At 67.0% G+C, this 13,441-nt stretch carries 16 protein-coding genes; 3 read left to right on the forward strand and 13 right to left on the reverse strand.

Annotated features, from left to right (window positions below):
• Positions 1-7 precede the first annotated feature (7 nt).
• Both ACNFJ7_RS09275 and ACNFJ7_RS09280 read right to left on the reverse strand, forming a co-directional pair.
• Positions 8-1,636 (reverse strand): Na+/H+ antiporter, encoded by a 1,629-nt coding sequence (locus ACNFJ7_RS09275; RefSeq protein WP_019369609.1) that lies wholly within the window; start codon positions 1,634-1,636, stop codon positions 8-10.
• Between the two features lie 96 nt (positions 1,637-1,732).
• Entirely contained in the window at positions 1,733-2,494 is a 762-nt protein-coding gene (locus ACNFJ7_RS09280; RefSeq protein ID WP_019369610.1) for an SIMPL domain-containing protein, read from the reverse strand.
• Between the two features lie 200 nt (positions 2,495-2,694).
• Here ACNFJ7_RS09280 and ACNFJ7_RS09285 point away from each other — a divergent pair, with 200 nt between their 5' ends.
• Together ACNFJ7_RS09285 and ACNFJ7_RS09290 are read left to right on the forward strand one after the other, a co-directional pair.
• Positions 2,695-5,103, forward strand: a complete 2,409-nt coding sequence (locus tag ACNFJ7_RS09285; RefSeq protein WP_019369611.1) for a TonB-dependent receptor — start codon at positions 2,695-2,697, stop codon at positions 5,101-5,103.
• Between the two features lie 153 nt (positions 5,104-5,256).
• On the forward strand, positions 5,257-5,940 hold the full coding sequence (locus ACNFJ7_RS09290) for a Fe2+-dependent dioxygenase (RefSeq protein WP_026009158.1): 684 nt from the start codon (positions 5,257-5,259) through the stop codon (positions 5,938-5,940).
• A gap of 63 nt (positions 5,941-6,003) precedes the next feature.
• Here the strand turns inward: ACNFJ7_RS09290 and ACNFJ7_RS09295 are convergent, their stop codons facing one another.
• The 10 genes from ACNFJ7_RS09295 to ACNFJ7_RS09340 all read right to left on the reverse strand — a co-directional run bounded on the left by ACNFJ7_RS09295 (position 6,004) and on the right by ACNFJ7_RS09340 (position 11,873).
• Entirely contained in the window at positions 6,004-6,897 is an 894-nt protein-coding gene (locus ACNFJ7_RS09295) for an FAD:protein FMN transferase (protein WP_019369613.1), read from the reverse strand.
• 98 nt (positions 6,898-6,995) lie between these two features.
• Entirely contained in the window at positions 6,996-7,892 is an 897-nt protein-coding gene (locus ACNFJ7_RS09300) for a DUF4198 domain-containing protein (protein ID WP_019369614.1), read from the reverse strand.
• A gap of 15 nt (positions 7,893-7,907) precedes the next feature.
• The gene (locus tag ACNFJ7_RS09305) at positions 7,908-8,432 is read right to left on the reverse strand and encodes a DUF2271 domain-containing protein (protein ID WP_019369615.1); all 525 of its coding nucleotides are present in this window, start codon (positions 8,430-8,432) and stop codon (positions 7,908-7,910) included.
• Between the two features lie 10 nt (positions 8,433-8,442).
• A complete protein-coding gene (locus ACNFJ7_RS09310) occupies positions 8,443-9,084 on the reverse strand; it encodes a PepSY-associated TM helix domain-containing protein (protein WP_019369616.1) in 642 nt (213 codons plus the stop codon).
• A 129-nt stretch (positions 9,085-9,213) separates the two neighbouring features.
• Positions 9,214-9,426: a hypothetical protein gene (locus ACNFJ7_RS09315; protein ID WP_152997775.1), complete on the reverse strand. Its 213-nt coding sequence runs from the start codon at positions 9,424-9,426 to the stop codon at positions 9,214-9,216.
• 41 nt (positions 9,427-9,467) lie between these two features.
• Entirely contained in the window at positions 9,468-10,019 is a 552-nt protein-coding gene (locus tag ACNFJ7_RS09320) for an ATP synthase subunit B (protein ID WP_019369618.1), read from the reverse strand.
• Positions 10,012-10,506 (reverse strand): H+-transporting two-sector ATPase subunit B/B', encoded by a 495-nt coding sequence (locus ACNFJ7_RS09325; RefSeq protein WP_019369619.1) that lies wholly within the window; start codon positions 10,504-10,506, stop codon positions 10,012-10,014. Before ACNFJ7_RS09325 ends, ACNFJ7_RS09320 begins: the two co-directional genes overlap by 8 nt.
• Before the next feature lie 21 nt (positions 10,507-10,527).
• A complete protein-coding gene (locus ACNFJ7_RS09330; protein ID WP_010544368.1) occupies positions 10,528-10,740 on the reverse strand; it encodes a F0F1 ATP synthase subunit C in 213 nt (70 codons plus the stop codon).
• A 69-nt stretch (positions 10,741-10,809) separates the two neighbouring features.
• Positions 10,810-11,568, reverse strand: coding sequence for a F0F1 ATP synthase subunit A (locus ACNFJ7_RS09335; protein ID WP_050990167.1), 759 nt, complete (start codon positions 11,566-11,568; stop codon positions 10,810-10,812).
• Positions 11,569-11,588: 20 nt separating this feature from the next.
• Positions 11,589-11,873, reverse strand: coding sequence for an AtpZ/AtpI family protein (locus tag ACNFJ7_RS09340; protein ID WP_019369621.1), 285 nt, complete (start codon positions 11,871-11,873; stop codon positions 11,589-11,591).
• A gap of 268 nt (positions 11,874-12,141) precedes the next feature.
• On the opposite strand from ACNFJ7_RS09340, the gene radC reads away from it, so the two are divergent.
• The gene (radC, locus tag ACNFJ7_RS09345) at positions 12,142-12,831 is read left to right on the forward strand and encodes a RadC family protein (RefSeq protein WP_019369622.1); all 690 of its coding nucleotides are present in this window, start codon (positions 12,142-12,144) and stop codon (positions 12,829-12,831) included.
• A gap of 74 nt (positions 12,832-12,905) precedes the next feature.
• Here radC and ACNFJ7_RS09350 read toward each other — a convergent pair whose 3' ends face one another.
• The gene (locus tag ACNFJ7_RS09350) at positions 12,906-13,340 is read right to left on the reverse strand and encodes a copper chaperone PCu(A)C (RefSeq protein WP_019369623.1); all 435 of its coding nucleotides are present in this window, start codon (positions 13,338-13,340) and stop codon (positions 12,906-12,908) included.
• Positions 13,341-13,441: the final 101 nt, after the last annotated feature.

Here is a 13,441-nt window from a genome sequence, read left to right on the forward strand (position 1 = left end):
CCAATCCTCAGCCGCGATGCCGCGCTTCGGAAAGGTCCAGCTCACGGGCGATGCGGCGCGCCACCGCGCTGCCGATCTGGCGATCGCGCGCTAGGTCCAACAGGCGCTGCCGTTCGGCCTTGATTCCCACCAGTTGCAGCTCGGTCGACAACGCGGCCTGTGCGCGGGTCGTATCCGATCGATCGCCGGCGAGCCCTTCGATCCGCGCGCGATACCCGTCCATCACGCGCGCGCCGGCGGCAATGTACAGGTCGGGGTCGGCATGGTTTTCGGCCAGCCGGTGCTGGTGGCGCTCGATCGCGCGGATCGCCGCCTCGGCGGTGGCGATGCGGGCGCGATCCTCCTCGGCCTGCTGCGAAGGTTCGGGCGGCATCGCCAGTCCCTTCAGCAGGACCGGCAACGCCAGGGTCGCCAGCACCAGCGAAACGATGATCACCCCGGCAGCCAGGAAGATCGCCAGGTCCCGCGCCGGAAACGCGGTGCCGTCGGCCATCGTCATGGGCAGCGTCAGCACGCCCGCCAGGGTGATCGCGCCTTTTACCCCGGCGAACGACATCGTCGCCACCAGCCGCCAATCCGGGCTGCGGATCCCGGCCTCGGGCCCCTTGCGCAGGATGGTCAGCCGCAGCGACACCCACACCCACAGGAAGCGCAGCATCGCCAGTCCAGCGACGATCGCCGCGACATACAGCGCGAGCCACCACGGCGATTGATGCCCGGTCAGCGCCACCGTCTGCCGGGCCTCGCCCAGGATCGCCGGCAGCTGCTCGCCCAGCAGCACGAAGATGATGCCGTTCAGCGCAAACTGGATCGTGTCCCAAACCGAATGGCGCCGCATCCGGGTGATCGCCATGGCTTGGCGCGAAATCTCCGCAAAGGTCATCGTCACGCCCGCGGCGACGGCGGCGAGGATGCCGGAGGCGTGCAGATGTTCGGCCAGCAGATAGGATCCGAACGGGATCAGCAGGCTCACCAGGATCTGCGATCCGGTGTCCTCCCCCCAACGCCGCGTCACCCAGGCCTTGGCCCGCGATACCGCCAGCGTTACCAGCACGCCGATCACCAGTCCCGCCCCCGCCACCCACAGGAAGCTGAGCGCCGCACTGCCGATCGAAAAGCTGCCCGTCAGCGCCGCCGCGACGGCAAACCGCAGGCACACCAGGCCCGAGGCGTCGTTGAGCAACGACTCGCCTTCCAGAATGTGCATCATCCGTTTCGGGATCGGCACGCGCGCGGCGATCGCCGTCACCGCGATCGGATCGGTCGGCGACACCACCGCCGCCAGCGCGAACGCCACTGCCAGCGGCATCGCGGGGATCATCCAGTGGATGAACAGTCCCATGCCCAGCACGGTCAGCAGCACCAGCCCCAGCGCCAGCTCGACTACGACCGGAAGATCCTTGAACAACTCGTCCTTCGGGATGCGCCATCCGTCCAGGAACAGCAGCGGCGGCAGGAACAGCAGCAGGAACAGTTCGGGGTCCAGTTCCACCCCGCGCGAAGTGGAAACGCCGATAACCGCCCCCAGCGCGATCTGCACCAGCGGCGTCGGCATCGATACCGGCAGCATTCGCGACACCGCGCCGCTGACAACGACCGCCAGCAACAGGAACAGGGCGATCGATACGGCTTCCAACAATGCGTCTCCCGGTTGCGCTCCTTCCCTATCGCGACGCAGCCGGGCAATCGCAACCCGCGCCGGCGCGGCGCGGGCGTGGTTCGTCAGCGAAGGTCAGCGGCCGATCGCGAACTGCGCATAAACGCGCGCCTGCGTCTCCAGCGGGCGGGGCGAGACCGGGATGGCGACCGGGGCCGGCGGCGCCGGTGGGGCCGGAGGAAGACCCGCTCGCGCAAAGGCGCCGGTGACGAGCAACTCGTTGCGCCCGTTCTGGTCGCTCAGCGAAAGCAGCGGGCCCAGTCGCACGCCGGCGCTTGCCGCCATCGCCTCCGCCTGGCTTCGGGCATTGACAATCGCGGCCGCTGTCGCCCGGCGCTGCGCTTCCGCCGGGTTGCTGAGCACAAAGCCGCTCACCCGCGCGTCGCGCGCGCCCAATCGCGCTGCCAGCCCGGCGGCGGTACCCGCCTTCTCCACTGCCGGGGTCTGCCCGGTGCCCTGCAGCGTGGCAAGGAAGCCGAGCAGCGCGCAATCGCCGTCGCTCAACCGCGACCGATTATTGTAGTTGCCGGGCCCGTCGCATTTGGGCGAGCGCACTTCCATCACGCTCACTTCGCCCGAACTCAGCTGGGTGTCCGGTCCCAGCAGTCCCAGCAGTCCGTCGACGATCGTTTTCTGCTTGCTGGCCAGATTGGCACTAGCCTCGTCCGCTGTCTTGCCTTCACCGGTCACCCAATAGACCAGCGTGGCCCGGTCGGGCTTGGTGGAGACGGTCGCCACGCCCACCACTTGGATCGACGGCGGTGGCAGCGGCGGCTGCTGCTGCGCCCAGGCAGGCAGGGCAACCGCACAAATCCCAAGTGCAGCGATCAGGCGCATCGTTTCTCTCCCCTTTTTCCGGAACATACGCGCCTTTCGGATGCAGGTAAACGCATGCGGCCGCGCCGCTTTCCGGCACCGCACGCCGATCCAAATGCCACGCAGACTGTGCTATTGCGACAAGATCGCATTAGCATTGACACTGCAAGCGGCTCGCAATAAGGCGCCGGCAGCAAAACGAAAATCCAAGGGGATTGTGAGTGACTGATCGTTCCGCGCCGCTTTCGCGCGTTTCCACCTTCGCGGCGCTCGCCTGTGTCGGCTTCATCGTCTCGGCGCCCAGCCATGCGGAAGACAAACGCGCCGCCGATGTGGCCGATCACGGCCCCGCCGCCAGCGCGGATCCCGACGGCAAGTCGGATGAGACGCAGGATCGCGACACGATCATCGTCAAGGGCCAGCCCTATTCGCCGCATCAGGAATCGCCCAAGGCCACCCGGCCGGTGCGCGACACCCCGCAGACGATCACCATCCTCACCAACGAAGTGATCGAGCAGCAGAACCTGCTCACCCTGCGCGACATGTTGTCGACCGTGCCGGGCATCACCTTCGGCGCCGGCGAAGGCGGCGGCGGCTATGGCGATTCGATCAACCTGCGCGGCTATTCGGCCAACAGCGACATCACGATCGACGGCATCCGCGACAGCGCGCAGTACACCCGCACCGATCCGTTCAACCTCGAACAGCTCGAAGTCGTCAACGGCCCCAACTCCGTCCAGAACGGCGTCGGCTCGGTCGGCGGCTCGATCAACCTCGTCACCAAGAAGCCGCAGGCGAACACCCGCGTCCAGGCATCGGCCGGAATCGGCACCGACAACTACTATCGCGGCACCGTCGATGCGAACCTGCGCGTCAACGAGCTGATCGCCTTCCGCCTCAACGCGATGAAGCACGAGAACGACGTGCCGGCGCGCGATGTCGAGCAAATGAAGCGCTGGGGCGTCGCGCCCTCGGTGACGATCGGCATCGAAAGCCCCACCCGTCTCACGCTGCAATATGTTCACCAGGAAGACGACAACACGCCGCAATATGGCGTGCCCTATTATCAGGTCGCCGGCGGCGGCCTGCCCGGCGTCAGCCGCTCCAGCTATTTCGGCTTCCGCAACGTCGATACGCAGCAGACCAACGTCGATCAGGCGACCGCCACCTTCCAGCATGATTTCAACGATCGGGTGACGCTGCGCAACATCACCCGCTGGCAGGATGTGACGCAATATGCGGTGGTCAATCCGCCGCAGGGCACCTGGTGCCTGGCGAACGGCCGCACGCCCACGGGCGGCGCGTGCACGGCCACCGTCGGTACCGCAACGCTGACGGTTCCGGCCGGCTACTACCTGCCTTCCGGCCCGCGCGGGAATACCCGCGATACCCGTAACCAGCTCGCCTATGATCAGGTCGATCTGATGGCGCGGTTCAACACCGGCTTCATCGAACATTCGGTCACGCTCGGCGCGGCGGCGATGTGGGAGAAGTTCGAGCTCTCCACCGGCAACGTGCTGCGCGCCGCGAACGGCACCAATCCGTTCAGCTACTATCCGCTGATGAGCATCGAAAATCCGGGCGCCGTGGTCACCGGCCCGGCGGCCACTTCCGGCGTGGCGCGCGTCTATGGCAGCAACGTCTATACCGGCCCGATCAACTTTATCGAAAGCGCACGGCAGACCGGCGAGCTGACCAACTATGCCGTCTATCTGTTCGACACGATGAAGCTCGGCGAGCATATCGAGATCAACGGCGGCGTGCGCTGGGAATCGAACGACGGCAGCTACCGTGCCGACACCGTGTCCACCACCACCGCGACGTTGGGCCAGGTCACCACCGGGCGAACCTTCTTCAACAAGGACAAGCTGTTCTCCTACCGCGCTGGGCTGGTCTACAAGCCGATCACGGCCGTCAGCCTCTATGTCGCCTTCGGCAATTCGAAGACGCCGTCGAAAACCTCGGTCAACGGCTCGTGCACGGTGGAAACCTGCAACGTCGAACCGGAAACCGCACGCAACTATGAAGTCGGCGGCAAGGCCGAAGTCTTTGGCGGCCGCCTGCTGCTCACCGCCGCGCTGTTCCGCAACGAACGGACCAACTTCCGCGTCGCCACCGGCGATCCGCTGGTGCCGGAGCAGCAGCTGGACGGCAAGTCGCGGGTCAACGGCGTCGCGCTGGGTGCGGTCGGCCAGATCACCAAGGCCTGGTCGATCACCGCCAACTACACCTATCTCGACGGCAAGGTGCTCCGCAGCATCGCCCGCAACAGCCCGGCCGGGACGATCGATCCCGCGCGCAATGCCGTGCTCCAGAACACGCCGAGCCATTCGGGCAGCCTGTTCACCACCTATCGCCTGCCGTTCGGCCTGACGCTGGGCTATGGCGCTACCTATCAGGGCAAGGCGGCGTTCAACCTGCCGACCGCGGCCGCCCCGCAGGTGATCTACAGCCCCGATTTCTGGGTGCACAACGCGTTCCTCTCCTACGAGGTCACCCGCAATCTCTCCGCGCAGGTGAACGTGAAGAACGTGGCGGACTCGCTCTACTACACCCGCATCCGCAACAATGGCTGGGCAACGCCCGGCGACGGCCGCTCTGCGCTGCTGACGCTCAACTACCGCTTCTGATCGCACTGGCGGTTTTCGCGCGGCCCCTTCCGGCACGCCCGCCGGGAGGGGCCGCGCCGTTACGGCGATTGCGCCTCGCCTTTGATCTGGCGCATGTTCGGCGGACCGCGCGGCCGCCAGAAGCCGAGTGTACCCCGCGCAGGAGGCCCGTGCATGTTGATCCCGATCCCCGATCTGCTCTCGTCGGCAGAGCTTGCCCGCATCCGCACGCTGGTGGACGCGGCCGACTGGGTGGATGGCAACATCACCTCGGGCCCGCAGGCGGCACTCGCCAAGCGCAACGAACAGCTTCCCGAAGAAAGCCCGGCCGCGCGCGAAGCCGGCCGGATGATCCTCGATGCACTGGGCCGATCGCCGCTGTTCGTCGCCGCCGCGCTGCCGCTCAAGGTCTTTCCGCCGCTGTTCAACCGCTATGCCGGCGGCCAGAATTTCGGCACCCATGTCGATAACGCGATCCGCATCCAGCGCGGCAGCGAATTCCGCATCCGCTCCGATCTGTCGATGACGGTCTTCCTCGAGCCGCCCGAAGCCTATGACGGTGGCGAACTGCTGATCGAAGGGCTGTTCGGCGCGCAATCGGTGAAGCTGCCCGCCGGCCACGCCATTCTTTATCCCTCCTCCAGCCTGCACCGGGTCACGCCGGTCACCCGCGGCTGCCGCACCGCCAGCTTCTTCTGGCTGCAGTCGATGGTGCGCGACGATGCCGCCCGCCGCACCCTGTTCGATCTCGATCAGGCCATTCAGCGGCTTACCGCCGAAGTCGGCCAGGGCCATGCCCAGATCGTCGCGCTCACCGGCGTGTACCACAATCTGCTGCGCCGCTGGGCCGACGCCTGAACCGATGACAATAGGATAGACGATCGTGTCGGGGACGAGAGACGTCTCCTGGTGCGGCTCCGATCAGCCGAGCATCGCCTGCAGCGCCGGCGACAGTTGCTCCGCGAAACCACCGGCCTCGCGCGTCACCAGATGCGCGGCCAGCCCCTCCCGCTCGGCGACCGACATGCCCGCGGGGCCGAGCACGGTCAGCGCCGTCGCCCAAGCGTCGGCCAGCATCGCCTCGCGGTGGAGCACCGATACCGACACGACCTGGTTCGCCACCGGGCAGCCGGTGCGCGGATCGATGCTATGCGCATAGCGGCGGCCGCCATGGTCGAAGAAGCGGCGATAATCGCCGGACGTGGCTACCGACAGGCCGTGCAACGCGATCCGCAGCGGAGCCAGCCGCGCGCCCGGCACCGCCTCCAGCTCCACCCACCAGGGCTGGCCGTCGGGCTTGATGCCTTCGCCGCGCAGTTCGCCGCCGATCTCGATCAGAAAGTCCTCGATCCCCTGCGACACCAGCCGTTCGGCAATCGCATCGACGGCATAGCCCTTGGCGATGCCGGAAAGGTCGATCTGTGCGGCTTCGCGGCGGCGGATGCGCCGCTCCTCGCGGTCATATTCCAGGTGGCGCACGCCGGACATGCTCCGCGCCTCCCCCAGCGCATAGGCGCTGGGCAGGTCCTGGCGCGGCCCGGCCGGTCCGAAACCCCAAAGGTCCACCAGCACACCTGTGGCCGGATCGAACGCGCCGTCGCTCCGTTCGCAAACCGCGAAGGCGGCATCCAGCACCCGCATCGCCTCGGGCGACAGCGGTTGCCACTGGCCCAGCCGCATGCGGTTGAACCTGCCGACCCGCGAGCTTGGCTCATAATGGCTGAATTCGCCGATCATCCGTGCCAGCACCGCTTCCACGCAGTCCCGCACATCCTCGGGCGGATCGACGACCACCAGCCGCCAGCTGGTGCCCATCGTCGTCCCGCCCAGCGTGGCGACAGGCGCGGTAGACCGGCGGCGCTGGAACGCCGCCGGAGACAGGTTGGCCGGCAGAGCGATACGTGGTTCGGCGATCAGGGTGCCAGTACCTCCAGCGTCGTCGTGTAGCTTACTCGGCGGCCGGAAGGAACGCCCATGCCGGGCCCCGGCTGCGGGCCGCCTGCGCCGGGCTGCGGTGCCGCACCGCCGGGCTGCGGGCCACCGGCGCCGGGTTCGCGGCGTTCCTGCGGCGCGTTGGGGGTCACGTTCAGCCAGTACATGCCCGGCTCCGGCCAGGTGATCTTCACCTGGCCCTGCGAATCGGTGCGCAGATCCATCTGCTTCAGGCTGTCGCGATAGCGGATGCCGCCGGGGATGGCGGTGATGTACAGGCCGGCGGCCGGCTTGCCGTCGAGCAGGAACTGGAAGGTCGCGGCCTCGCCCGCCACCAGATCATTGGGGTGCGTCACCGGCACCAGCTCGATGCCCCGGCCGGTGGGCTTGAAGATCGTCTTGGTGGGTGCGCCCTGCGTCACGAAGATCTCGTTGCGCATCAGCGTCTCGCTGGTCTGCACATTGGTGGCGCCGGCCGGGATGGCGGTGGCCAGCTGCGCCTTGGTGGTGCCGCGCGGCAGCATCTTGGTTTCGCCGTTCAGCGTGTAGCGGCCGAACACCCCTTCGTTCACCACCGCGATCCGATACGTCCCCTGCTGCGTCAGGTGCACGTCGAAGGTGGCGCGGAACTGGCCCACCGCGTGATGCTCCACCTTGCCCTCGCTGCCGTCGGGCTGGGTGATGGTGGGGATCGCCGCCATCGGCCGGTGATCGAAGAAGAACAGGTCGTTCGACACCGCGGCATCCACGGTCACCCAATTGTCGGTGCCGGAAATCACGGTCGAAGACGGCAACAGCCACATGCGGTGCGCCCATGCCGCGGGGGCGGCGAGCGCGACGATGGCGGCCATGGCGAGGATCGGCTTGCGGAATTGCATGGGATTGGCCTCCGGTTAGCGCTTGAGTGCGATGGATACGGTGCCGAGTTCGGCGTTGCCTTTGGCGGTGGCGGTGGCGCCGCTGCCGTTCCAGCGGAACGGCAGGCGGACCAGTTCGCGCCCGCCAACCTCGCGCGCCGCTTCGACGACGAGCACATAATTGCCGGGGGTGATCGCCGGCATGCCGCCCTTGCCCGCCACCAGCCGCAGCTTGTGGACGCCCGGCGCGCGGGTGGCACCGCTTATGCCATCCGCCGGGAAGTTCATCGTCCGCCCCGATGCCCGCCACCATTGCCGCACGTCGCGCAGCCATTTGGTGCCTTCGCCGCCGCGCTTGTCGACATCGTACCACACCGAAAGCGTGTGTGGCGCGGCGCCTTCCTTCTCCAGCCACACCGCTACATAGGGGCGGTGATACTCGGCCACGGTCATGCGTGGCAGCTCGATCGAGAGATCCAGCGTCTGCGCCGCGGCGGAACCCGGCAGCAACGCGCCGGCCCCCAATGCAGCGGTGGTCCATCCGGTCAGGCGAAAATACATGCGGTCCCCCTCAGTGTATCAGAAGCAGCGCGATCAGCGCAGGAATGGCGAGGCCGGCCGTCACCAGCGGCCAGGTGCTGCGGCGGTGCTTGCTGTGCATCCACAGCAGCACCAGCCCGGTGAGCGTGAACACCAGGCAGGCAAAGGCGAAGATGTCGATGAACCACTTCCACGCGGTCCCGGCGTTGCGGCCCTTGTGCAGGTCGTTGAGGTAGGCGATCCAGCCGCGCGTGGTGACTTCGCTGGTCACCTTGCCGGTATCGCGCGCAATCGCCACCCAGGCGTCGCCTCCCGGTCGCGGCAGCGCCAGGTAGATCTCATCGGCGGACCATTCCGCCACGCCAGCGGCAGGCAGCTGCAGCTCCTGCTCGATCCACGTCGCGACAGGGGCGGGCAGCGGCTTCTTGGCATCGGGCTGGTCGTCGGGGGCAAGGCTGCGGGCAAGCGCAGGCGGCAGCTGCACCGCACGATCGCGGGTCGCCGGCGCGCCTTCGATATCGGCGGCGTGGTTCAGCGTGAAGCCGGTGATCGCGAACAGCAGCAGCCCGATCAGGCTGATCGCGGAGCTCATCCAGTGCCAGGTATGGAGCTGCTTGAGCCAGAAGCTCTTGCGGCTGCGCTTGCGCGCAAGCGGCGGGGACGAAGCATGCATTGGAAGGGCGCGATCTCGGTTTGGGATTCGATGAATCCGCATAACGCGAACGATTCGCAACTGCAATCAGGAAAAGCGATCGTCGCGGGTGCCCTGGGCCGCCTCGCCCTATGCAAGCACGTGCACGTCCTATTGGTCGGCTGCCGCCTCGTTCTCCAGCGCGTTCAGCCGTGCCTCGATGCGCTGGATCGCTCGCTCTGCCTGCGCCTTCACGTCATGGGCGCGGCGATGCTCCTCGCCCGCGCGTCGCACGGCCACCACCGCCACGAACGCAGCGAGCGCCAGCGCCACCAGGGCACCGACGCTCAGCCAGCGATAGGATTTGGGTTGGGCGCCGCGCATGGCCACTCTTTGGCAGGCGGCAGGCGGCGGCGCCAGCCGGTTCAGTTCAGTCGGCCGAGACCGGCGATCGCCCGATCGACGATGGGCTTGTCGGCAGATGCGCCGTGATTCTCGGCGATGATCGCCGCAGCAGCGCTCGTCGCCGCGTCGGCGGCCTTGGCACGAATCGCCTGCACCGCCGCGCGCTCGGCAGCGCCGATCTTGTCTTCGGCCATCCGGGCGCGACGCGCGGTCAGCTCGGCCGCATCGGCCTCTGCTTTCGCCTTCATCGCCGCCGCTTCGGCTTCGGCGTTGGCGACGATCTGGCGCGCATCAGCTTCGCTCGAAGCCGTCCGGGCCTTGGCGTCGGCCAGCAGCGCCTCGGCTTCGGCGCGCAGCTTGGCAGCCTCATCGAGCTGCAGGCGAATGCCGTTGATCTGCTTGTCGAGCGCCTTGGAGACCATCGACGGCACCCGCGCCAGCAGGATGATCACCACCACCGTCAGCATCGACAGCGCGACCCAGCCGGCCGCGGTGATGCCAAGCACGGCGGGTTCGTGGTGCAACTCTGCAGTGCCCACTTCGGCGCTCAGGGAATGGGTTGCCTCAGCCATGGGTCAGCGCAGCCTTCACATTGCGTTCGATGGTGCCGCGGTCGACCTGCACGCCGGAAAGGCGCGCCACGATCGCTTCGACGGAATCGACCACGGCGGTTTCGATTTCCGCGAGTGCCTCGCCGGTGCGGACGTCGATCGCCTGCAGAGCGCTGGCGATGCGCGCCTCATCGGCGGCAGCGGCGGCCTTCACCGCCGCTTCGGTCGCGGCGGAAGCCTGCGCCTTGGCGCCGCCGGTCACCCGCAGCGCTTCGGCACGGGCGGCTTCCAGCCCCGCCTGATAGGCCTCGTCCGATGCGCGCGCGGCATCCCGCGCGGCTTCGGCTGCGGCGATGTCGCCGGCGATGCGGGCGGAGCGATCTTCCATCGTCCGCTCGATCTTCGGAACCATCGCCTTGCCGATCCCGAAGTAGATCAGGGCAAATACGATCGCGAGCCAGAACAGCTGCGAGGCGTAGATCTCCGGGATCTGATCTAACTGCGGCATCGGCCGAGGCCCCCGTTCTGCTTACTTGACGACGAAGAGGATCAGGATCGCGACGACGAACGCGATCAGGCCCAGCAGTTCCGACGCGGCGAAACCGATGAACAGGCGGCCCTGCTGGCCGTCAGCCGCACCCGGATTGCGCAGCGCGCCTTCGAGGAACGAACCGAACACGTTGCCCACGCCCAGCGCGGCCAGGCCGATACCGATCGCCGCAAGGCCGGCACCGATGTACATTGCACCCAGATCAGTCATGTCTAGCTCCCTAGAAAATTCGAAAAAACCAAAACGATAAAATTCGGCGACTTAGTGCAGGTGCACCGCGTCGTGGAGATACAGCGAGGTCAGCAGCGCGAACACATAGGCCTGGATCGCGCAGACCAGCAGCTCGAGCGCGCTCACGCCCACGATCATCGCGAAGCTCAGCACGCCGACGACGCCGCCCAGCGGCGTGCCGCTGCCAAAGCCCTGCACCACGAAGCTGCCGAACACCTCGAGCAGGATGTGCCCCGCGGTCATCGCGACGAACAGTCGCAGGCCCAGCGAGAAGGGGCGCACCAGGAACGAGACCAGCTCGACGGGGATGATCACCGGCATCAGCCACGCCGGCGCGCCGTGCGGCACGAACAGCGAGAAGAACTTGAAGCCGTGCTTGATCAGGCCGACCGCCAGCACGATGCCGAACGAGAAGAAGGCGAGCACCGCGGTAACGGTGATGTGGCTGGTAACCGCGAAGGTGTGCAGGCCGGGCAGGATCGCCAGCGGCAGCACGCCGATCAGGTTCGCGAAGAGGATGAAGAAGAACAGCGAGAAGATGTACGGCGCGAATTTCTTGCCGCCCTTGCCGATGTTCACGGTCACCATCGAATCGATGAAACCGACGGCGCCTTCCACCATCAGCTGCCATTTGCCGGGGATCAGCTTGCGCTGCATGCCACCGATCATGAACACGAACAGCAACGCTGCCACGACGAACATGAACAGCGCAGAATTGGTGAAGGAGATGTCATAGCCGAACAGTTCGATATGACGGCCGAACAGCGGTTCGACCTGAAACTGCTCCATCGGATCGATTTTGCCGGCGCTCACTCCGCGCGCTCCTTCGAAATCTTGTAGATGTTGCGAAACGCCACGAACACGCTCACCGCCAGCAGGATCAGCAGCCCCCAGGGGCTCGTTCCCAGCCAGCGATCGAGCGCATATCCGATCACGAACCCGCCCAGCGGCGCGCCGATCAGCTCGGCCAGCACGCGCGAACCCTGCTTATAGCCCTTTTGGGGCTTGGGCGCCTGCACGATCTCGCCACGCGCCGCTGCCTTCGCATCGGCGATGCGACGGTCGAGGTCGGTACGGGCAGGGTCGTCAGACAAAGCGAGCACGGCGATCCAGATATGAAAAAGCCGCCGCGCATCGGGCGGGCGACATACAGCATCGACAGCCAGAAGCTGCGATGTACGGGCGCTTTAGGAAGACCAATCGACCGAGTCAACCGTTGTGCCGCCCGCCTCGCTCGTGCGGATTCTTGGGCGTCGAGAGCGACGTCAGTCGCACTTGGCGATGCTGCCCCGGCCTGCCGCTACGACGTCTTGGGGCCGCGCGCGATTGCAGCGCCTCGTCCGCGCCTGCATAGTCGCGTCCATGCCCGCCGACGCGCCCGAAGTGGAAAATAACGGCCACCGCGCCCGCCTGCGCCAGCGCCTGTTCGAAGGCGGGCCGGATGCGCTGCTGGACCATGAACTGGTCGAATATCTACTCGCCCTCACTATCCCCCGCATCGACACCAAACCGCTCGCCAAGGCGCTGCTGGCGGAGTTCGGTGGCATCGCCGGTCTGCTCACCGCCGATGCCGAGGCGATCGCGCGCGTGAAGGGCATGAAGGACACCAACATCGCGGCGCTGAAAGCGGTGCACGCCGCGGCGCTGCGCCTGCTTCAGGCGCGGGTGCGCGAGCAGCCGGTACTCGCCAACTGGCAGGCGCTGCTCGACTATCTGCGGGCAGATATGGCACCCCATACGATCGAGCGGTTTCGCGTGCTGCATCTCAACACGCGCAACATGCTGGTGCGCGACGAGCTGATGAACGAAGGCTCGGTGGACGAGGCGCCGGTCTATGTCCGCGAAGTCATCCGCCGCGCGCTGCACCTGGGGTCGGCCGCGCTGATCCTCGTCCACAACCACCCCTCGGGCGACCCCAGCCCCAGCCGCGCCGATATCGACATCACGCGCCGGATCGCCGAGGCGGGCAAGCCGCTGGGCATTCTAGTTCACGATCACGTCGTCATCGGCAGCGAAGGTCATGTCAGTCTCCGCGCCAAGGGGCTGATCTGAACCCCGCGCGATCGCGAAGACCAAGCCCCTCCCGGCAAGAGAGGGAGGGACGCGCAATTTCACCGACGGGGCTTTCAGCGCACCGCGCCTGGCGCAGCCAGATCGGCCATGGTCGTCACCGCCCGGCCGCTCGCGAAATGCAGCGTGATTGGAATTTTTTCCCCGGCGTGCACATTGGGCACCACGCCGAACAGCATCACATGCTTGCCGCCCGGGGCGAATTTCACGGCGCCGCCCACCGGCACATCGATGCGCTGCAGCGGCGCCATCGTCATCACGCCGCCTTCACCCTGCACGCTTTCGTGAAGTTCGGTGCGATCGGCCGCGCGAGTGGAAACCGAAATCAGCGCCTCCGATTCCCGCCCGCCCTGCAGCGTGAAATAGGCCGCCCCCGGCTGCCCTTCCACCGCGGGAAGGCGAATCCAGGCGTTCTCCACCTTCACGCCGTCCGCCTGGGGCGAACAGGCCGCCAGTATCGTTCCCGCAACCAGCGCAGCCAGAGTCCGCATCGGCACCCTCCCTCATCATGATTTGGAAAATCTTGTAGGAACCCCGCCGTCTTGCGGCAAGGCACGACGCACCTATATCCCCCCTCGGACATCTGGACGGC

It is taken from the genome of Sphingomonas sp. HT-1, from assembly GCF_048568905.1.
Classification (GTDB): domain Bacteria; phylum Pseudomonadota; class Alphaproteobacteria; order Sphingomonadales; family Sphingomonadaceae; genus Sphingomonas.